The organism is Pelagibaculum spongiae, from assembly GCF_003097315.1.
Taxonomy (GTDB): domain Bacteria; phylum Pseudomonadota; class Gammaproteobacteria; order Enterobacterales; family Pelagibaculaceae; genus Pelagibaculum; species Pelagibaculum spongiae.
In genome coordinates this window covers 289,203-307,404 of the sequence record NZ_QDDL01000005.1, presented here as the reverse complement: position 1 = coordinate 307,404, position 18,202 = coordinate 289,203, and the positions used below count along the sequence as shown (strand labels likewise).

16 protein-coding genes are annotated in these 18,202 nt (G+C 40.4%); 7 read left to right on the top strand and 9 right to left on the bottom strand.

Translation table 11 applies throughout. From position 1 onward, the window contains the following. Positions 1 to 598 precede the first annotated feature (598 nt). On the top strand, positions 599 to 781 hold the full coding sequence (locus DC094_RS21880; RefSeq protein ID WP_133245558.1) for a hypothetical protein: 183 nt from the start codon (positions 599 to 601) through the stop codon (positions 779 to 781). A 129-nt stretch (positions 782 to 910) separates the two neighbouring features. Here DC094_RS21880 and DC094_RS13895 read toward each other — a convergent pair whose 3' ends face one another. Further along, the gene (locus DC094_RS13895) at positions 911 to 1,948 is read right to left on the bottom strand and encodes a hypothetical protein (RefSeq protein ID WP_133245557.1); all 1,038 of its coding nucleotides are present in this window, start codon (positions 1,946 to 1,948) and stop codon (positions 911 to 913) included. Between the two features lie 657 nt (positions 1,949 to 2,605). Here DC094_RS13895 and DC094_RS13885 point away from each other — a divergent pair. Beyond that, a complete protein-coding gene (locus DC094_RS13885) occupies positions 2,606 to 3,049 on the top strand; it encodes a hypothetical protein (RefSeq protein WP_116687698.1) in 444 nt (147 codons plus the stop codon). Positions 3,050 to 3,111: 62 nt separating this feature from the next. Here DC094_RS13885 and DC094_RS13880 read toward each other — a convergent pair whose 3' ends face one another. From DC094_RS13880 to DC094_RS13870, 3 genes are read right to left on the bottom strand one after another with little or no spacing between them, the layout of a single operon-like run. Then, positions 3,112 to 3,771 (bottom strand): LutC/YkgG family protein, encoded by a 660-nt coding sequence (locus tag DC094_RS13880; RefSeq protein ID WP_116687697.1) that lies wholly within the window; start codon positions 3,769 to 3,771, stop codon positions 3,112 to 3,114. Further along, entirely contained in the window at positions 3,771 to 5,285 is a 1,515-nt protein-coding gene (locus DC094_RS13875; RefSeq protein ID WP_116687696.1) for a LutB/LldF family L-lactate oxidation iron-sulfur protein, read from the bottom strand. The genes DC094_RS13880 and DC094_RS13875 overlap by 1 nt, the downstream gene beginning before the upstream one ends. 15 nt (positions 5,286 to 5,300) lie before the next feature. Further along, on the bottom strand, positions 5,301 to 6,116 hold the full coding sequence (locus DC094_RS13870) for a (Fe-S)-binding protein (RefSeq protein WP_206605662.1): 816 nt from the start codon (positions 6,114 to 6,116) through the stop codon (positions 5,301 to 5,303). Positions 6,117 to 6,388: 272 nt separating this feature from the next. On the opposite strand from DC094_RS13870, the gene DC094_RS13865 reads away from it, so the two are divergent. Next, positions 6,389 to 9,229: an FAD-binding and (Fe-S)-binding domain-containing protein gene (locus DC094_RS13865; RefSeq protein ID WP_339374126.1), complete on the top strand. Its 2,841-nt coding sequence runs from the start codon at positions 6,389 to 6,391 to the stop codon at positions 9,227 to 9,229. Between the two features lie 244 nt (positions 9,230 to 9,473). After that, on the top strand, positions 9,474 to 10,178 hold the full coding sequence (locus tag DC094_RS13860; protein ID WP_116687695.1) for a FadR/GntR family transcriptional regulator: 705 nt from the start codon (positions 9,474 to 9,476) through the stop codon (positions 10,176 to 10,178). Between the two features lie 26 nt (positions 10,179 to 10,204). Here DC094_RS13860 and DC094_RS13855 read toward each other — a convergent pair whose 3' ends face one another. Continuing rightward, a complete protein-coding gene (locus tag DC094_RS13855) occupies positions 10,205 to 10,453 on the bottom strand; it encodes a DUF2164 domain-containing protein (RefSeq protein WP_116687694.1) in 249 nt (82 codons plus the stop codon). Positions 10,454 to 10,507: 54 nt separating this feature from the next. After that, the gene (gene yrfG, locus DC094_RS13850; protein ID WP_241504054.1) at positions 10,508 to 11,182 is read right to left on the bottom strand and encodes a GMP/IMP nucleotidase; all 675 of its coding nucleotides are present in this window, start codon (positions 11,180 to 11,182) and stop codon (positions 10,508 to 10,510) included. Between the two features lie 148 nt (positions 11,183 to 11,330). Between yrfG and nudE the strand changes: the two genes are divergently transcribed. Both nudE and cysQ read left to right on the top strand, forming a co-directional pair. Continuing rightward, positions 11,331 to 11,987: an ADP compounds hydrolase NudE gene (nudE, locus tag DC094_RS13845; protein ID WP_116687692.1), complete on the top strand. Its 657-nt coding sequence runs from the start codon at positions 11,331 to 11,333 to the stop codon at positions 11,985 to 11,987. Between the two features lie 42 nt (positions 11,988 to 12,029). Next, positions 12,030 to 12,851, top strand: coding sequence for a 3'(2'),5'-bisphosphate nucleotidase CysQ (gene cysQ, locus DC094_RS13840; protein ID WP_116687691.1), 822 nt, complete (start codon positions 12,030 to 12,032; stop codon positions 12,849 to 12,851). 51 nt (positions 12,852 to 12,902) lie between these two features. Here cysQ and DC094_RS13835 read toward each other — a convergent pair whose 3' ends face one another. Next, positions 12,903 to 13,697, bottom strand: coding sequence for a hypothetical protein (locus DC094_RS13835; protein WP_116687690.1), 795 nt, complete (start codon positions 13,695 to 13,697; stop codon positions 12,903 to 12,905). 763 nt (positions 13,698 to 14,460) lie between these two features. Here DC094_RS13835 and DC094_RS13830 point away from each other — a divergent pair. Continuing rightward, on the top strand, positions 14,461 to 14,931 hold the full coding sequence (locus DC094_RS13830; protein ID WP_116687689.1) for a 3'(2'),5'-bisphosphate nucleotidase CysQ family protein: 471 nt from the start codon (positions 14,461 to 14,463) through the stop codon (positions 14,929 to 14,931). Between the two features lie 177 nt (positions 14,932 to 15,108). On the opposite strand, the gene DC094_RS13825 is transcribed toward DC094_RS13830, so the two are convergent. After that, complete coding sequence (locus DC094_RS13825; protein ID WP_116687688.1) at positions 15,109 to 15,897, bottom strand: YopT-type cysteine protease domain-containing protein; 789 nt, start codon at positions 15,895 to 15,897, stop codon at positions 15,109 to 15,111. Between the two features lie 445 nt (positions 15,898 to 16,342). Further along, positions 16,343 to 18,016: a ricin-type beta-trefoil lectin domain protein gene (locus DC094_RS13820; protein ID WP_158527329.1), complete on the bottom strand. Its 1,674-nt coding sequence runs from the start codon at positions 18,014 to 18,016 to the stop codon at positions 16,343 to 16,345. Positions 18,017 to 18,202 lie beyond the last annotated feature (186 nt).

The following is an 18,202-nucleotide window of genomic DNA, read 5'->3' as shown; positions in this document are numbered from 1 at the left end:
AACCGGTGCTGGTATTCAAACGAATATCAGCATTTTTCAATTTTCATCGGTTCAATTTAAAAATTTTGATCGCAGGTGTATGTATTTTAAAAGCATTACATCACACCAATTAACAATAACTTCAGTGTCAACACCAAACCAAAACTACCTCTTTAGTAGTAGGTTCAGCGATCATCACGGCTTATCAATCAACTGGTCAGACAGATTACTTTGTATGGTCATACCAAATACCCACAAAAACAGAGACTTAAGTCAAGTCACTCGAGGTGTTCTGAAAATAGACTGGAGAAGAACATTCAGCAGAACGCACCGTGTTAGAAACGAATCGCTCCAGTGAAACATTATTATGTTTCTTTTCGCTCACGCGGCAGGGGGATAGGAAAAGCTAATATAGAAGCTGCTGAATAAATTAGCTCCGGTGTCGCTCCAGGATAGCGCATACGGTGTCATTGTAATTATTTGCACTACTTGCTTAGAGGGTATGCTTATGTTGTTTGCCGAGAATGGTGATGTAGCAAAAGCTTTTGAAGAAAGCATTTTGCGTTCCGTCGCCGAACGTGAAGCTAAAATTTGTGATACTTGAGACTACAACAAAGTTATGTCACTCCCGTGGGGAGTGAAAGAAAGCGTAGCCTCTGAGCACGTAGAAGCCGTTAGCGCTTATGTTGCTACCGCAGAAAATACCATCATTACTGTTGCAGGCAAGCCAGTTACTTTATTGAAACTCGGCGTAAAGGAAATAAAAGGTAATCACTTTTTAATTTTCCGCTACCAGCTGTAATAATAAAAAAGGTCTAGGCTCCCCCCTAGGCCTTTTTTATTACGTTAAAAATAATCAAGGCTATGTTCTGAGCATGGCGCATGGTTGATTATTTCAAATAGTAAAAATTCACATACAATGTTTTCAGCTTCAATTAATCGGTTGATTCGGTGGTAATATATTATCAACGATATGCTCTAACAACTGATCGTTTGTCATAAAATGAATATCTTCAAATGACGATGCTTCGAGCGTAAAGAAATAGAATGCTTCTCCCGCTTCTTCCCCTAGCATCTCCTTAGTATAAGAAATTAATGATTCATGCTCTGGCGCATTTCTTGGTGCTAAGTGTGCTGATTTTCCATTAATGCAGCACCACGAATGCACACCAACCATTCCGCCTTGTTCATAATGTCTGGTGGCACCTGCCAGAAAAATATCCACTCCTCCCGATGCGATTTCACCAAAACTTGGAACATAAGTTGCTATTCCTGCTTGACGAATTAAACGCCCAGTATGAACATTGATTCTATCATCTGATGACCCCGGGATATCCTGCAAAACCAGCGTTCTCACACCAGGGTTATTAGTAACTAAATCTTTTACCTTAATGTATGTTGATATCCCCAAGCCACCTGCTATCACTGCGACTGAGTCAGTAATTATTTCGATATTGGCATCACCTTCAGTAATGTAACTTGAGTTATAAACAAAATAAATACTATATGAAGCGTTAGTTACGCTATCTTCCAGCCTACCTGAAAAGACAAAATCATTGCCTCTTTTTTGAAAATTAATGCTATCTGACTCTAATCTTGCTAGTGGTTGATTAATTACTTCATCAACGTCAGATTCAATGTTTCCTAGGTGAACTCGAATATCTCCAGTAAGATCTCTGCTAGCAAGATCGATACTTAAAAATATTAAACCTTGATTAAAACTCATAACGAGTTGCTGATTTTCTGTATCCACTTGAAAAAATGCAGCATCAAGACCTTGACCGTTAAACAAAAAAGTTCGTCTTTGAAGATCTTCTTCATAAGCGGCTATATAGGCTGGTACTTCTGACGCCAGTAGTATAGCTCTTGCATTTTGGGCTGTTGTATTGCTATTACTGCTTCCACAAGCACTTATTAGCGTCGAAAAAATCAACATTGAAAAAACAAATTTTATTCTTTCTATTACCACAAGAAAACACCTCTTTAATTGGTTTTTTAATTAACAATAAAAGCAACTCCACCTACTAAAACCATTGTATGATTAGCTTTCTTACACAACGCCTACAACAAAAAGATTAACAATTGTGCAGGCACTTGATTAATGCTCGCAAAATCAGTTATTTAGCAAAAAATACCAACCAGAAATAGTACGGAGCAATGATTATCTAATTTAATCAATCATATTGAGTTTTAGCTATATATCTTTCCGAGACAATACTTCAGAATTTAATAAGAAAATTCTAAAGAGCATGATATTACTGACTAACCATTTAGTAAAAATTCTAAGAAATGTTTTTAGCAAAACAGCTAGCGAAGATAATGAAATCAAAAAAATCTTTACGATACTAGATAGTCCATATAGAGCATCAGGTGCAACAAACAATTTTGCTAATATTGTCATTTTGACCTCTTTAAAAAAGAGCTTCATGGCGCTGTTCACACATTTGATCTTATAAAGATACTAGATAGATTTATTAACTGTGATTCCGTTCAAAAAATACGCTTAGTTATAAGCTATTCTCTCTGTCACTATTAATAAGATTTAGTTAGTTATCAATTTTGTTGGCAAGCTAACTCTATTTGTTGATATAAAAATCAACCATAACTTTATTAGAGGTTCATTCGCATGTTACAGACTCGTCATCTGAAGATATATCTTTGCAGCTTCTTAGTCATCTGGCTCGTTGGTTGTGAAAGTACAGGAAGCATTAGAGGCGTCAGCTCTTCAGGCTCTAATGTCATATTCGATTACAAACAGGATATTTTTGCCAAAGATGGTGAGCTGACTGTCCAAACGGGTGACGGTGAAGTCTTCAGAGGGAAATTTGTACAGCAGTCTACTAGTCAGTCAGGTTCAACTTGGAGTATTGGTGAATCTTCAAATGATGATTCTCTACTGCTAGGTGATTCGACCAGCACCAGTTCAAAAACACAAGCGCTGCTGATTGGAAATAAAGGCAATTCAATGAAGTGTCAGTTCCAGTTTTCTGACCCAGCTTTTGGTATTGATGGCGGGGGAATTGGCAGTTGTACCGTATCAGATGGTAGAGAAATTAATCTTGTTTTTTAATCGGTAAATCTTTGTAACAGCGCATCTGGCCATTTTATACCAGGTGCGCTGTTACAAAAAAATCACACCACCAAAACAATCAGCTGACTTGGCCCGTGGGCACCATAAGCCAAAGTTTGTTCAATATCAGCAGTTTTAGAAGGCCCGCTAATTAACAATGCATTATTGGGTAATCCTTTTTGCCACCCAGCATTTTCGATCAGTTCTGCAAAGGTATTCCATATTTTTTCTTTTTCAAGAATACAAAAATGTACCGGCGGCACTAAAGACATTAAGCGGGGCTCATGCTGGTTCGGCCAAACAATTAAAGTACCGGTTTCAGCAATTGCTCCAATACTGCCTGTAAAAGCCGCATCAATACTGAAAAATAGCTTTTCTTTAAAACCTTCTTCATCAATAGATTGTGGATATTCTAGCAACTCAAGTTGATGCTCAGTAGCCTGGAAATAAGCAGCTAGCACGGCACCCCATTCAGTTTGTGGCGCATGTAGCAGGTTACCCAGTTTGTTCTGTTGCGCTATTTCTAATAACTTATGTGGCCAGTTGTTTTTTTCACAAGAATGAACTTCACCGTTAACGGCTGAAATCATTTGTGTGAATTTTTCTAGTTTTTGTTGATCATTCCAGGTTGGCAATTTTGGAGCTTCTGCTTTGGTTGGAATGAAATCAGCTAAATCACGGGTTTGATATAATTTATCTAAAATAGACTGACGTGCATTCATTACTTATCACTCCCGTTCGACTGACCAGATGCTTGTCGAGATCGTTGTTCCATCAGCTGATGTAGCGTTTTATTGGCTGGCACTGGTTTGCTGCGAACTTTACTCCAAACCGCAACCGGCCCGATATTGGGTAATAATTTACCAAAACGACTGGCCATCCACGACAGCATTTTATACCGATATCGGCTGGAGTAAATCCAACTAAAAATTTTCCAAACTCTAGCTTCTATCGCATTGTATCCAGCACCAGCACCTTTCATATTAACCTGTTGTGGATCATTACTACTGACCACTCTTTTTAATTCAATCCGCAATCGTTGTAACAATGATGGAATCGGAATTTTAACCGGGCAGACATCACCGCATGCACCGCATAATGTCGATGCTGAAGGTAAATCTTTAGTTTGCTCTAGTCCCATCATATGAGGAGAAATGATTTTTCCGATTGGCCCTGGGTAGACTGTTTTATAGGCATGGCCGCCGATTCTGCTATATACCGGGCAGTGGTTCATACAAGCCCCACAGCGAATACACTGTAGCGTTTTACGCATCTGTGCATCGGCATAAGCTTGGCTACGTCCATTATCTAACAAGACCAAATGCACTTCCTTTGGCCCATCTTTTTCATTTTCTCCCCGTGGTCCGGAGATCATGTTGAAATAAGTAGTTATCGGTTGACCGGTCGCTGAACGAGTTAGCAAATGATAGAGCGGTGGCACATCGGACAAAAATTCCACCACCTTTTCTATACCGGTCACTGCAACATGCACTGGCGGCACATGGGTGCTCATTCGGCCATTACCTTCATTTTCAACCAAACATAAGGTGCCAGTCTCCGCCACCATAAAGTTAACGCCAGACAAACCAATGTCAGCATTAAAAAATGCTTTTCTTAATTCACGGCGTCCCGTTTGAATTAATTCATCGATATCTTCGGTGTATGAGTGATCAGGAATTTTATCTTCAAATAATTTAGCCACTTCGACTGCATTTTTATGAATAGCTGGCATAATTATGTGCGAAGGCTTTTCTTCAGCCAGCTGGACAATATATTCGCCCATATCTGATTCTAAGCAGTCAATACCTCTTTCAGCCATAAAGTGATTCAGTTCGATTTCTTCACTGACCATGGATTTACCCTTGATCATACTCTTAGCTTGATGACACTCAGAAATACCATAAATTATTTCACAAGCCTGCTCAGCAGTTTCAGCCCAGTGCACCTTAATGCCATTAGCTTTGAGATTACTTTCTAACTGTTCTAATAATTGTGGCAATTTATTTAAACAGCGTTGGCGAATAGCTTCGGCATGCAGCCTTCTGGCTTCCAAATCATCGCTATCGGGAAATTGTGCAGTGCGCTTGGCAATTAGACCATCCATTGCACGGCGGAAATTAGTTCTTAGCTGGCCATCATTAAGTGCATCATGCGCTTGGTGATTAAAATCATTTTGCCTTACTGGAATATGGCTAGTGGCAGAAGTGTTTGGCGTGTATTTTTGTGAGTTACTCATTACATTACCTCCAGGCTATGCTTGCTCACCACTAATACGTTCCCAGAGAAAACTGGCGACATGCTGCACTTTTAGCAAAGGTTTATTTTCCTTTTTATGTAAGTGCTCTAAGTGCCCGCCAATATTCAGCAAACAGCCGGGGTCTGGACTAACAACCCTTTCAATTCCGGCATCCAACAAGCTAATTGCTTTATCGTGAACCATCGCTGCAGAGACATCTCCATGCTTTATTGCAAAGGTTCCACCAAAGCCACAACATTCATATTCACGATCATGAATCACTAGTTCAACGTTTGATAATTTAGCCAGTAAATCACGCCCTTGTTGCAAAGAATTAAGCTTTCGGCGAGCGCTGCAAGATGTGTGCAATGCAATTTTTACAGACGCGCCAACATCGATGATTGATAAATCAAGCTGGCCCGCCACAAATTCAGTAAATTCAAATAATCTGCCCGATACATTTTCCGCTAAATTTTTCCATTCAGGTTCATATTTTAATAATTCAGGATACTCATGCAACATAGTAGCGGCACAAGAGCCAGCCATAACAACAACCGGCCAAGGATTTTTTAATAATTCCAATTGGCTCTTAGCAATGGTTTTTGCTTCATCGGCATGGCCAGAATTTAACGGCGGCTGGCCGCAGCAACTTTGTCCCATGGGAAAAATCACTTCTATTCCGGCACGTTCAAATAATTTTACCGCTGAAATACCGGCTTGCGGGTCAAACATATCGACCAGACAACTTGAATAGAGATAAACTTTTTTAGCCGTGGAGTAACTCAACCGATTGGCAGCTCGGTCCAGATCATTTTTCGACAGGTTGGTCAAAATACTTCTCCTGTGCAGCTTTGAATCATCAAATGTTTTTTGTAGTTATTTCAGGAAGTGCTTTGTGGTCTTATACCTTATACATGCAACAAGTATTATTTAATCCGAATAACTACCTAGTCAGATCAGTTAGGTAGTTTTGCTGATGGCAAATGGATTAAAAACGATTAGCCTCTCAAACGATAACGGTTTGATTCAATTTATTTTTGTCCTGAGAAGCCGTATTGTTAACATTCGGGTGCTAACAGGCAACATTGGTTTGAGGTTTTGAGATGATGAAGCACCCTAGTTCAGCTGATAAGAAGTACCGCGACTATCTTGCAGCCGCTGAGACATTTATTGATCAACAACGAATCACCTCGGATCCGCTGAAAACCCTCGCTTATGGAACAGATGCCAGTTTTTATCGACTGATTCCGCAAGCAGTGATCAAAGTTGATAATGAGCAGGAGATCACTCGTTTACTGGGTTTGTCTCGCCAATTGAATGTGCCGGTGACCTTCCGTGCGGCAGGTACATCATTATCTGGCCAAGCCATTACCGATTCTATTTTGATCACCTTAAACAACAGCTGGAAAAGCCGCAAGGTTGAATCTGATGGTATGGTGATTAACCTGCAACCGGGCGTTATTGGTGCTGATGCCAATGCAGCGCTAGTGCCTTGGGGCAGAAAAATCGGTCCTGATCCAGCATCAATTAACACCTGTAAAATTGGTGGTATTGCTGCCAACAACGCTAGCGGTATGTGCTGTGGTACGGCGCAAAACTCCTACCATACCGTCGCCGGAATGCGACTGATTTTAGCTGACGGCGCATTACTCGACACCCGCTGCCCTGACAGCGTAGCCAAATTTAAAAACACCCACGCTGAGTTATTAAACGGCTTAACCGATCTAGCACAGCAAACCTGTATTAATCAGTCTTTAGCAGATAAAATTCGTCATAAATTCCGCTTGAAAAATACCACTGGTTATAGCTTGAATGCTTTGGTCGATTATCAAGATCCGCTGGATATTTTGCAGCACCTGATGATTGGCTCTGAAGGTACTTTGGGTTTTATTTCTGAAATCAGTTACCACACAGTGGTTGAGCATCCACATAAAGCTTCGACTCTGGTGGTTTTTGATAACACTGATAGTGCTTGCCGTGCAGTTTCTGCTTTAAAAACAGAACCAGTCGATTCAGTTGAAATGATGGATCGTAAAGCATTAGCTTCTGTTGATGGCAAACCCGGCATGCCAGATTTTATTTCCAACCTTAATGAACAAGCCAATTCACTATTAATCGAAACACGTGCTGCAACTGAAAACGAGCTCAACCAGCAAATTGCTCGCATTAATGACGTGTTAAAAGATTTTAATAAAGCGGCCGAAGTTTCATTTACCGCTGACCCAGCCGAATTCGGTAAATTATGGGCGATTCGTAAAGGTTTATTCCCGGCTGTCGGTGGTGTTCGCGAAGTTGGCACCACGGTTATTATTGAAGACATCGCCTTCCCAGTGCCACAACTGGCAGAAGCAGTGATTGAATTGCAGCAGCTGTTTATCGATTTCGAGTATCACAATGCAATTATTTTCGGCCATGCATTGGAAGGAAATTTGCACTTTGTGTTCACCCAAGGTTTTGAGACGCAACAAGAAATCGATCGCTACGGCAAATTCATGGATGCAGTTGCGCATCTTGTAGTTAACGGTTACGGCGGCTCGTTGAAAGCTGAGCACGGCACCGGACGCAATATGGCACCTTACGTTGAAATGGAATGGGGCAGCCAAGCTTATAATTTAATGCGTCAGCTTAAAGCGTTGCTCGATCCACACAACATTCTCAACCCGGGTGTCATCTTGACCGACGACCCCCAATCACATCTGAAGAATCTTAAGGCATTGCCAGCAGCTGACGTCAGCATCGATATGTGTATCGAATGTGGCTTCTGCGAGCCAGTGTGCCCATCACGAGATATCACTCTAACACCTCGCCAACGTGCTGCACTTTGGAGAGAGATCAGCCGTGCCGATCGTGATGATGACAAAGCACGTGTTAAAGAGTTGGAGCAAAGCTGGTTGTATAACGGACTCGACACCTGCGCCGCCTGCGGCATGTGCCAAACCCGCTGCCCAGTTGGGATTAATATTGCTGACCTGACCCGTAAATTACGCGGCCAGCGCAACAGTGGTACAACCGATAGTATCGCCAGCATCGCAGCTAATAATTACGGCAGCGCTATGAAAATAGCCGGCGCTGGTTTGAGTGCAGCCAAGGCAACTGGGGCAATCATCGGTAATCAGCGCTTAAAACGGATCACCGAAAAAGGCCATAAAATGTTCTCGGCGATGCCTGTTTGGCCTGCAACCTCTCCTGGATCTGCCAGCTATAGCCTGTCTAATAGCTTAAACAACGGTGAGCCAATTGTATTTTTCCCCAGCTGTGCCAGCCGTACTTTTGGCAATGCTAAGGGTCAACAAAGCCAGATAGATGTCATTCGCCAATTATTAGAGCGTGCCGGCTACCAACTGATCATTCCAAAGAAACTAGGTGATTTGTGTTGCGGCATGCCATTTGAAAGCAAAGGCTTTGCTGTTCAAGCGCAAAGCAAAGCTACGCAACTGCGAAATGCTCTAGAGCTCGCGTCAAACAATGGTCAGTACCCGGTGTTATGCGATACCAGCCCGTGTGTGGTTCGTGGTAAGGCTGAAATTGAAGCATCGAATAGCAAGATGACATTGTTAGACCCTGTTGAATTTTGCCTAGAGCATCTACTGCCTCGATTAACCATTCGGCGTAAGGTTCACCGCCTAGCTGTGCACGCGACTTGTAGCGTTCGCAAACAAGGTTTAACCACAACGCTAGAAAAACTAGCGAGCCACTGTGCTGATGAATTAATCATTCCCGAAGGTATAGAATGTTGCGGTTTCGCCGGTGATCGCGGTTTTACTCAACCAGAACTTAATGCTTCTTCACTGGAAAATTTATCGAAGCAAATTGATGGTTGTGAGCAAGGTGTTTCTACTAGCCGAACCTGTGAAATTGGCTTAACAGAACACGGCGGTATAGATTATCGCTCGATCTTCCATTTATTGGATGAATGTAGCCGCGAGATACCCAAGCCACTTTAAAGTGCAGAATTTAGCTCATATTGAAATGGCATGGGTATTAATAAAAATATCAAAACATATGGCCTAGCAGATATGCTAACTCTAATCTGTCAGACCATTTTTCTTACAATCGGTTATAATGAGATCGCAACATAAGATTTCTTAATTGACAGTTTATCAATTCATCAAATCCTGACATTGGTCTATATTTTTTCTACATTTGCCAGCTAGGCTCATACTATCTCTATCAGATAAAGCTTTTCTGATGCCTGATTTACTGCAACGACTTCCCGAACTAGTGATGAAATCACTAGAACAAAAAATATTCGAAGGTGACTGGCCGCCCGGCACACGTTTGCCGCCAGAACGGCAATTGTCCAAAGATATGGATGTGTCACGAAATTCTTTACGTGATGCTATTCAGCGGTTGGTCAGCCGTGGATTACTGGAAACACGTCAAGGCAGTGGAACCCGCGTTGTCGAGCATCCTGAAACCAGTTATCAAGGCAAGATGGAAGATCTTCTGATCAGCTGTCCCTCGTTGCATAAAAATACATTAGATTTTCGATTACTACTGGAAAGTGAAGCAGTAAAATTAGCTACTTTATATGCCACCGAAGCACAAAAAACTGAATTGGTTGAACTGGCGATAGCGCTAGATAAAACGTTCGACAATATAGATATCGAAAAAGATCAGCAATTTCACCTGAAAATTGCTGAGTACAGCGGTAATCCCTTAATATTTCATTCTTTGAAACAGCTCGGAAACTTGTTAACTGAGAGTATTATCGATAACACTTCTGCGCTTTTCGCTCGCCCTGAAGTGTTAAGACATCATAGGAAGCGTCACCTACCCATTGCCAGAGCGATTCAGTTTGGCCATTGCCAGCGAGCTGCTGAAGCGATTAAAGATCATTTTGTATTGTTTCAGGATTTGCTCAGGGATAAGCAAACCGGTAAATACGAGTAATTCGTTACCATTGGCCGCTATGCTTGCTATCTACTGACCGGCTTTTCTATTTCATATAACGCATCAGAAATAGATTCGATTCGCTCATCTAAAACAGTTTTTGCATCAGAAACACCACGGTTATAGAAATAGCCACCAATTTCTTTAGAAAAGAAATCTAACAAAAATTCTGCATCAAACTGACCTAATTCTTGGTCAAGCTCCAGCTCAAAATACTTCTGTATTTTATTGGTGATAATTTGTTTTTCTTCGGTTGAAAATTTTATTTCTGACACAGCAACTTACTTCCTTTTAATTAAACATTTAATTGCTATTTTTTCTAGATAAAATTACAACAAATCCATAAAATCATCAATGGCAGCGAATCCAGCAGTATTAACCTGCTCTCTTTGGCTATCTGGCTGTCGAATTGCCCTTAAATGTTTAATGCCATAAAGCTCTGCACTTTTCAAAACTGCAATATTATCATCAATAAATAAAGTTCTTTGGGGGTCAAAAGCTTCAACATATTGCAATTTATGCCAAAAATCTTGCTGTTCTTTGGGGTGGCCTAACTGGTGGGCTGTCACCATCAAATCCAGATAATCATCTAGATTGGTCACATCCAATTTTAACTCCAGGCTTGCCGGGTGCGCATTGGTCACCAACACTCTTCGAATGCCTTTATCGCCCAAAATTTTCAAGCACTGCTCAACGCCAGGCCGAAAACCGATCAGATGCTTAAGCTCTTGCTTCATTGGAATCAAATCGATATCTAAGCGCCGACTCCAATAATCAAGACAGTACCAATCTAGCGTCCCGTTCAACTCATGATAAAGCTGCTGAAGTTTGCTCTTGGCTTGCTGTTTGGTTCCACCATGCTTTTGCGCCATTCGATCGGGCAAAAGCTCAAGAAAAAACTGATTATCAAAGTGTAAATCCAGCAGAGTACCGTCCATATCTAGTAGCAAAGTATCAATTTGCGACCAATCAGCTGTGACTTGAGATGTTTCAGATAATGACAAACCAGACTCCGGGAAAAACTGTTTCTGGCGGCAATCATAGCAAAAGCTTAATCCCCCGCGCTGACAAACCAATTCAAGCTGACGCATGGTTCAGGCAGTGTTATGTTTGAATAGGTAAACAGACCCGCATAGGAATGTCGGAGGAAAAATGCCTGATCCAACGCTCTCGAACTCACCAGCCAATACGCCGACAGATCTATCCACAAGAGATACTTCAGAAACCTTGCAGGATAGTGATCTTCTAAAGCGATTGCTGTCCAGTCGGCAAGGCCCTAAAATTCATCAACGCCAACGAGTTGCTGACAGCCGCCTATTTCACATTGAAGCAATAGACCTAGAGTTTTCCAACGGTGAAACCCGTCAATACGAACGGCTAGTTGGTAAGGGTTACGGCGCTGTGATGGTTGCTGCAGTCACTACAGATCATCAGGTTATTCTGGTCAAGGAATATGCCGCTGGCACAGAGTGCTATGAACTTGGACTACCTAAAGGCTTAGTAGACCCCGGAGAAGATCATCTGACAGCAGCCAATCGGGAGTTAATGGAAGAAACTGGTTTTGCCGCTAAGTCAGTTACAAAAATGACTGAAATGTCATTAGCACCGGCTTATATGTCGCATAAAATTCAACTACTACTCGCACAAGATATTTATCCACAAACTGCCAAGGGCGATGAACCCGAGCCTCCTGAAGTGGTATTTTGGCCGATCAATAAATTAGATTTACTGATTCAAAGCGGTCAATGCACCGAAGCTCGCAGCCTCGCTGGTTTATTTATGCTCAGAGATAAATTAGCCAACTTATAATATTCAGTTTTTATCTGATCTGTTTTGAAAAGGTAGTCATCAATGACCGAAATTAATCTACAGCTGCTATTTAAAGTCAGAGAAATTGCTGAGCAAGCAGGCGAAGCTATTTTAAATATTTATAAAAATGCTGACTTTAATATTCAAATCAAATCAGATAACACGCCGTTGACTGAAGCAGACTTAGCAGCTCACTGGGTGATTGCTAAAGGTTTGCGGAAAATTTCCAGTTTGCCTGTACTATCAGAAGAATCTCCCGCCGATGACTTAGAGAAACATTTGCAATGGCAACGTTACTGGTTGGTTGACCCGCTAGATGGCACTAAAGAATTTATCGATAGAAATGGTGAATTTACCGTTAACATTGCATTGATTGATCAAGGGAAACCCATTCTCGGGGTGATTTATGCTCCAGTACATTGCGTTAGCTATTGCGGGTTAAAAGATAAGGGCAGTTGGAAAGCGAGTAATCATATAGATTTTGACCAATGGACTCGGTTACACAGCCGCAGCTGGAATCCACAGCAGCAAAAAACGTTGGTCGCCAGTAGCCGTCGACATGGCGCAGAGAAGCTAGTACAGCGACTTCAAGCGATTGGCGATTATGATTTTCTGGCAATGGGCAGTTCATTAAAAACTTGCCTAGTCGCCGAAGGTATTGCCGACTTTTATCCCAGAATTGGCCCAACCAGCGAGTGGGATACTGGCGCCGCACAATGCATTTTAGAACAAGCTGGCGGTGCTATATTAGGCCCAGACTTCGCTTCATTAAAATATAATCAAAAGCAAAGCCTATTAAACCCAAACTTTATTGCGGTTGGCGATAAATCGGTTAATTGGCAAGAATGGTTGAGTATTAATTAACGCGGATTCACTTATGAAGCGAATCCGCTAAGAATCTATTATAAGACCTTATTAATTTAGGTTTTCACTCCCAACTCCCGAAAATTCGCTGATCATTTCTACGATCAGTTCAGCGGCATCGTTAACGCCTTGAGAGAATTGACCGCCATCACCTTTCTTAACCATTTCACCATTTATTGCATTAAAATCATCAAGAGAATTTTCCTGATATAAACTTGAATAAGGTGAGAAAAATGAAGTATATAACTGATAATAGTTATTTTCGCTTTTGGCATAGCTGAAGTAAGAGAGGTTAAAAAGCGCTTCAACACGGAAAAGGCCAAAAGCAGTATGATTGACAATCATTTGTGCTTGATCACCAATTTTAGCAATACTTGCACCTTCAGCCATTCTATCTCTTAACCTATTAAGTACTTTACCAAAATCAGTTGTTGGATCTAACGTAATATTACGCTCATATAAAAAAGCATCAAAATCATCCTGGCTAACGCATCTTATAGCAGAATTATCAGGCGCTGTTCCATCTAACTTATATTGACCACTTTCAATATCAAATTCAGCGAGGCAAGCACTTTTGTTCGCTTTAATATCTTCCATATCGTAGTTTTGAGACGATGAGATAATTTTTTGCAAACGGTTATTTTCAGTATCTAGTTCGCGTGCTAAATTTTCAAGCGCTGACGCTCTTTCTTCCCAAATAAAACAAATCCTGCCGCGACAGTCTTCAGGGAGTGCTGGAATATCGTCAACACTAGATAGTGATGTCGCACTCGCATTGAAGCTTAACAATACAGTACTGCTCATGAGTAATGAGCCGATGAGTAAACTTATTTTTTTTATTTCCATTTTATACCTTCTTAGGTGCAATTTAGCGACTACAATCGTAATCAATGAGAATATTTGCATTAAATTCATACTAAGACTTTCATCTACAAGGCACGCATTTAACGCGATAGGCGTTCTATCGAAAAAATGAGAAATGCTGTAGGTAAAATTTTAAACGAAATTAAAACACAATACTGCTGCTCTAAAGATCAAACCATTATTAATCAAACTAACAATAAATACAGTATTCTGTTGCTCAATTGAAGAGCAGCACTGCGTTTCATAGTTAGTTTCAATTGATAAATCCTATTAGAGTAAAAATAATACACGTAATGGCAATTTCACGTCAAAAGATATAGTTAATCACGCCAATAGCAACTTAAAACCACCTTAGTTTTTTAAATTATTAATTTTATTGAAATATCTCACTTATCAAAATCAAATAGAGATTAATCAGAGAAATTTTATTTTCAATTAGCGCTTTATTTAAGTCGACAAGCGGTCGGTCTACCGCTTCAGCAATCAAAAAAAAAGCATTCCAATGAACGCCAAGTGCTGATTTATGATGCGGGTGTTTTTTAATTGTTTCTGATTATTTATACTAACGTAGTTTAAGGCACCATTTTTGGTTATTAGGGCTGCGGAATTTAATAACTACCCTGAAATGCCGCATCTCGGCTTTGGCATCCTGCGTCGCCCTACCTTCTGCATCCATGCAGTCGTCGGCATTACCTCTTGCAGCCTACAAAACAACATCATGTAGCCTGCAAGAGCCGGAGGCGAGGTGCGGGTTGGGCGGTCATCGAGATACAGGGTAATTTATATTTTCTGCGACCCTTACCATTGTGGTAATTCCAAACGTCCGCTAGACGGCATTAAAGAATTTATCGATAGAAATGGTGAATTTGCTGTTAATATTACATTGATTGATCAAGGGAAACCCATTCTCGAGGTGATTTATGCTCCAGTACATTGCGTTAGCTATTGCGGGTTAAAAGATAAGGGCAGTTGGAAAGCGAGTAATCATATAGATTTTGACCAATGGACTCGGTTACACAGCCGCAGCTGGAATCCACAGCAGCAAAAAACGTTGATCGCTAGTAGCCATCGACATGGTGCAGAGAAGCTAGTACAGCGACTTCAAACGATTGGCAATTATGATTTTCTGGCAATGGGCAGTTCATTAAACACTTGCCTAATCGCCGAAGGTGGTATTGCCGACTTTTATCCCAGAATTAGCCCAACAAGCGAGTGAGATGCTGGCGCCGCACAATGCATTTTAGAACAAGCTGGCAGTGCTATATTAGGCCCAGACTTCGCTTCATTAAAATATAATCAAAAGCAATGCCTGTTAAACCCAAACTTTATTGCAGTCGGCGATAGATCGATTAGTTGGCAAGAATCGTTGATTATCAGACAATTAACTAATGCTTTAAGTTAACTTAATATTTTCAACCTTATTTACATTATTAGAATAATGCCTAATCTCATACTTTCTACTCAAACCTGCAATATAAGTTGCGTACAGAGATTTATTCCAAAAAGCTTTCGAGAACCATTCAATAAATAAGTTATGCGTTTCAAACCAGAACTCACCGTAGTTTGGGTCAAAAAATAAGACATCATCTCCTACATATGCCGCCATCGCATGTCCACCAGAGCGACCTTCAATACCAATTTTTCGATATCCTCCACTCTTACTTGCAAGACTACAAATTGCCTTTGCCAATGCGTTAGAATCGGTTGTGGTAACACTTTCATCGTTACGGCTTATTCTTCGGCCGCTTGCTCCGCTGAAAAAGCGTTGATTTGTTCCTCTGGTATAACCATCACCTCCAGATATTGAAAAGTGAATCGGTATTAAACCCTTAGTTGCCAGCCATTGTTCTGAGAGAACATCTTGGTCTTCAGCATTTGCTCCATATGCTTGTAGCACTGCAATTTTTTGTATTTCTCGGCCGTTTAATTTTTTTACATCGCCTCCTAAGCAAATATGATCCCATAAGGACCCTCCTTGAGTGTGGTGATACATCCAATGTGCTACTAATGCTTCACAAATTCCACCTGACGCATCTTTATTTTTACAAATGTATCTAGCTAATTCTTTTGACGTTTGAGTAAATGCACTAGTACAGCTTCCTCCGTATTCTTCTGCACTTCTTTGAACTTTTTTTACAAATATACTGGCAACACCAGATACAACAATATCTATTGCTCGCATACTACTCACCTTACAAGCCAAAAAACCAGAACGATCACTAAAATAAAAAACATTATGTTTTATTAAATATAATCAATCCAGAAGAATTAGGATATAGTAGAGTATATGGAATAACGACAAAGCGTCAAAACATACAATTGGTCGCGTTACTAACTACCGAGAAGAACCACCCTGCAACACACTGATTTTACTGAAATGTTTCACATGTCAGCATTGCGCGAAAGCTATCTACCGAAAGATTATTTTTAACCAGTGCTTTCTTTAGGTCGACTGGCGGTTGATCAATTGCTTCATCAGTTAAAACAAGAGTATTTCAATGAATACCAAATACTGGTTTTGCATTAATATCCTGAAATATTTTCACTGCTTCACTTGAGTTTTCATAAAAAACACACGCATCATTTTTATGATGCGGATGTTTTTTAATTATTCCTGATTATTTATACTAACGTAGTTTACGGCGCCATTTTTGGTTATTACCATTGTGGCAATTCCAAACCCCCGCTTTATTTTCATTACGGAATAAATCTAAGCATTGATAATTACTGCGGTTTTTTATTTGCTCACCTGACCAAAACCATTTCTGATTACTTTCATTATTACAATTAGCAATGCTGACTAACCGATTTCCACCGCTATTATACAAACATTGATTGCTTTCTATATGGCGCAAGCGTTCGCTACTTTCTTCATGAACCCATTTGTCTGCACCATTACAATCTGAAATAGCAACTAAATAACCGCTGCGCTGCAAGCAGCGATTGTTCTCTATATTCTGATATTGCATTATCTGTTCACTAGCTTGATAATTAGCCGTAATGTCTCCAGAGACGCTATCAATAGAATATGGCCTATCTTCGTGATCAAACGTCATGCGATTAATTGTCATTGTATTACCGGAAATTTCAACATCAACAAAGACTTTAAATAATGCTGCACCAGCAGTTACATTTAAAATAACAGCCGGACCCTTCTGAGTGCCAAATGGCCGATTAACATTGCGATACCATTCATATCCCGGAGAGCTATGATCATGACCCGATATAATCGCAACAACATTATATCCATCAAGAGCTTCCCACATTTTCACTCGTTGCTGATGACTCCACGGGCCGAGTGATCGGCTATCAAAACCGTAATGAGATATTAAAATGACAGGACGACCTGATGGGCCAACATTATCTCGTAAATCAGCTTTTAAAAAATCTAGACTGTTATAAGGATTAATATCTTCGAATTGGTATCTAACAGTGTTTGCTCTTGGCTCATTGGCGATAAAAGTTCCTAGCTGAGCAACGTGTACATCTTGCCAATCCCATGAATATAAACCACCTTCATGTTGCTCTTTCTGCAACAGAGAATTTCGCTGATGATTGATGGAATTCATTATGTCAAATGGCGAAACACATGAATTTAACAATGGGCAGGCTAAACGCTGATACCACAATGGATCTTTGTCATCATGATTGCCCATACCCTCATATAAATAATCACGAACAGGCCAAGTAGCACGCTCAAATAATTCACGTTCGTCTTTACGTGAATTTTGAGTTAAATCACCCGCTACTATTAAACCACGAATATTATTCGACGACTTAATCATATTCCCAGCAACACTCAGAGTTCTATCTGAAATTCCATTACGATTGAAGTCAGTATTATCATATTGAGGATCTGCAGTGGCCAAAAAACGAACACTTCGCTGATTGTTATTAACTTGAACAGGATTTACATCACGAGTTGTACCAAATGTGTCATAACCATGGCATTGCAAATAGCCCTCGCTGTAACGCACACGTACAAAACCTCCTGCTTGGAAGCTAACTTTGCAGTGAAAGTCGAGACTATCGATATGAATATTGGCAGTTAATAAGCCGAAACGATCACCACCTGGATTACAACCAGTATTTGACCAGTGACATGACTGCGCACTTTTGGGGCTGACGTTCTGAGAAAAATCTGAAGGCCCATCAATATTAACGCTATAGGTATGATCTTTTAAGTCATTATAAAATGAGAAACCATGTGCTTGAAATGTTGCTAAAAATATCAAAGGAAATAAAATTTTAATCGACAAAGCTTTCGATCGTAGCCAAGCACTTTTTTTCAAAGTCATCATAGCAAGCCTCATGTTTTATTATATTTTAAAAAGGTTATCCTTTAGCATGGCAACTAAATAAACTTTTATAATTTTAGTAACTTCACAAGTTACGCTTTATATCCTAAAAGCCAACTGAAAGAACTGAATATAAAAAACTAACTAGCCTCATGCCACTGTTCTAAAAACTAAACCGCTGTTGATCAA

Excerpts from the sequence above, each read along its gene's own strand:
- DC094_RS21880 (WP_133245558.1), top strand. The coding sequence starts at position 599 with ATGTCACTCCCGTGGGGAGTGAAAGAAAGCGTAGCCTCTGAGCACGTA.
- DC094_RS13875 (WP_116687696.1), bottom strand. The coding sequence starts at position 5,285 with ATGAGTAACTCACAAAAATACACGCCAAACACTTCTGCCACTAGCCAT.
- DC094_RS13880 (WP_116687697.1), bottom strand. The coding sequence starts at position 3,771 with ATGAATGCACGTCAGTCTATTTTAGATAAATTATATCAAACCCGTGAT.
- cysQ (WP_116687691.1), top strand. The coding sequence starts at position 12,030 with ATGACCGAAATTAATCTACAGCTGCTATTTAAAGTCAGAGAAATTGCT.
- DC094_RS13825 (WP_116687688.1), bottom strand. The coding sequence starts at position 15,897 with ATGCGAGCAATAGATATTGTTGTATCTGGTGTTGCCAGTATATTTGTA.
- DC094_RS13865 (WP_339374126.1), top strand. The coding sequence starts at position 6,389 with ATGATGAAGCACCCTAGTTCAGCTGATAAGAAGTACCGCGACTATCTT.
- DC094_RS13820 (WP_158527329.1), bottom strand. The coding sequence starts at position 18,016 with ATGATGACTTTGAAAAAAAGTGCTTGGCTACGATCGAAAGCTTTGTCG.
- DC094_RS13835 (WP_116687690.1), bottom strand. The coding sequence starts at position 13,697 with ATGGAAATAAAAAAAATAAGTTTACTCATCGGCTCATTACTCATGAGC.
- DC094_RS13885 (WP_116687698.1), top strand. The coding sequence starts at position 2,606 with ATGTTACAGACTCGTCATCTGAAGATATATCTTTGCAGCTTCTTAGTC.
- DC094_RS13860 (WP_116687695.1), top strand. The coding sequence starts at position 9,474 with ATGCCTGATTTACTGCAACGACTTCCCGAACTAGTGATGAAATCACTA.
- nudE (WP_116687692.1), top strand. The coding sequence starts at position 11,331 with ATGCCTGATCCAACGCTCTCGAACTCACCAGCCAATACGCCGACAGAT.